2 protein-coding genes are annotated in these 2157 nt (G+C 54.5%); both read right to left on the reverse strand.

Annotated elements, in window-relative coordinates; translation table 11 throughout:
• Nucleotides 1–1511 (reverse strand): signal peptidase I (gene lepB / locus VGE80_RS11800; RefSeq protein WP_440592808.1); only part of this gene is annotated, 1511 nt, incomplete at its 3' end.
• Nucleotides 1512–1598: 87 nt separating this feature from the next.
• Entirely contained in the window at nt 1599–2057 is a 459-nt protein-coding gene (locus VGE80_RS11805; RefSeq protein WP_373650916.1) for a response regulator, read from the reverse strand.
• Nucleotides 2058–2157 lie beyond the last annotated feature (100 nt).

Consider the following 2157-nt stretch of genomic DNA (forward strand, 5'->3'; position numbering starts at 1 on the left):
GGATCCTTCAGGCTCTCGCGGATCTGAAGCGAGTCCGAAAGCTCCTGATCGTGCATCGTAAAGTCTCCCGCATCGTTGGGGACTTTTTCTGCCCGATAGTAGATATCTCGCTGAAGAACCAGGTCTGAGACTTGAGCGGTCACACCCCGCGCAGAGAAACCAGCGGGAGTCAGGTCCGACTCCTGAGGACTGCGATTTGCGGGAGCGGAAAATTCCGCCCCGGGACCAAACGGGATCAAACCACTGCTGAGCCAGGAACTGTTGACCCAAAGGCAAAGCCGATCATCGACGTTCGCGAATGTGATGCTGTATCGTCCAGGCCCGCGAATCGGGGTCGGCGCAGACGCCATTTCGATATTCGCAGCGCGGGAATCGGCTGCCAGGTCATCGTTGCGAAGCAAGGTCGCCTGTCCCGTTTTTACATCAATCCGGCAGACGTAACGACGAACGCCTTCGGTCAACTCAAAGCTCAGTTCCGCTTGAGAATCACCGGATGTGGTGTCTGAAAGGGAGGTGATGTGGACGGTGCAGTTCAATGACAGATCACCGACCCAGAAGCGGTCATCGTCGTTGTTGGAGCTTCGCCCACCAGAGAACGCATTGTATCCACAGAAATCGGTGATCAACTGCGGTCGAGGATCCTTCACGACATCCTCGTGTCCTCCCACATCATCCCAATCCGATTTTCTCGGAACGAGATGCTGATACCTGACCCACTTTTCTACACCAGACGATTCAACGGAAAAGCTGCGCGACTGAGCATCATGCTTCCAGCCGGATTCCGCCCGAACCCAGCCATCGAGTCCATTTGAAATCTCTTCATGGGTCATTGTCTGCCATCGTTCTGGCCAGCCACTGGCGAGCAAGTCGACGGGGGGATTCCTGTCATCGTAGACCAGGAGTTGCAGAACTTTCTGCTTGTCCGGATCCTGCTTACGCAGAATTTGAAACTCCCCTTGATCTCCCTGGCGTGCGTAGACGTCACCGCGAGAAATTCGGATCGTCTCGCCAGGAAGTCCCACGAGTCGTTTGATGTAGTTTTTCTGCATGTCTTCAGGATACCGGAAGACGATGACATCCCAGCGTTCCGGTGAGGCAATCTGATAAGGGAACTTATTGACCAGAATGCGATCTCCCTTGAAAACAGGGAGATCTCGAATTGAATTGGGATACCGGCAGTTGGGGCAGATGGATTCGCTAATCCGACGAACGAGGTAGCCATCGTCGTCAAGTTCGTCGCTCGCACCGACTTCATAGTGCTGATGACACTCAGTACAGACGACAGCTTTATTGCGACCGAAAAGAGTCGGCGCCATCGACCCGGTTGGGATCACAAAGGCTTCGGCGACAAATGTCCGGAAGAGGAGCGCGAGTACAAATGCAAACGCGATCGATTCAATCGTTTCCCGTCCGGCGTCCTGCTGCGAGCCGTGTGAAGCTGTTCGAGCGGGATTCTGCGTGGATTCCGTCCCTTTGTTGACAGAAGCGGCGGTCGGGTTGGATCTACTCATTCGGTCTTCTATCAATCTTGAAGGGGGGCGACATTCTGCCTGTCAGTCTGCGGTCCGCTCTCGTCATCCTGCGAGGGCAATGCTGTGCTATTTGAGACCCAGCGTTTTCACGGCGACAGCATCAACCTCTTCGAGGTAGGCCAGAAGTCGGTCCCTCTGACTGGTGAGGTGCCGAACTCGCAACAGCGACTTCACACGTGTCGTAAGTTCAATACGGTTGACAGGTTTCGTGAGAAAATCATCCGCGCCCGCCTGCACCGCGCGCTCGATATCACCCATTTCCGCGAGGGCAGTGACCATCAGGACGGGAATATCCCGGGTTGCCGCTTCACTTCGCAGTTGCTTGCAGACCTCATAACCGCTCAGTTTGGGCATCATGATGTCCAGCAGGATCAGGTCCGGCTGAAACTCTTCCACCTTCTGCAGGGTTTCCCGACCATCGTGAGCCATCGCGATTTCATAGTTTTCGTCGGCGAGAAATGCGTCAAGAAGCTCGCAGTTCTGAATATTGTCGTCGGCAATCAGAATCTTCGACGTCGCCGTCATATCACTCACCATCCATAAAGAGAACTCGGGGTCTTTTCGGTCGAATTTCAGATGCCAACGCCTCCGAAGTCCACACCTCCTTCAGACCGGAAAAGTATAT

Source organism: Schlesneria sp., assembly GCF_036405755.1.
Classification (GTDB): Bacteria; Planctomycetota; Planctomycetia; order Planctomycetales; family Planctomycetaceae; genus Schlesneria; species Schlesneria sphaerica.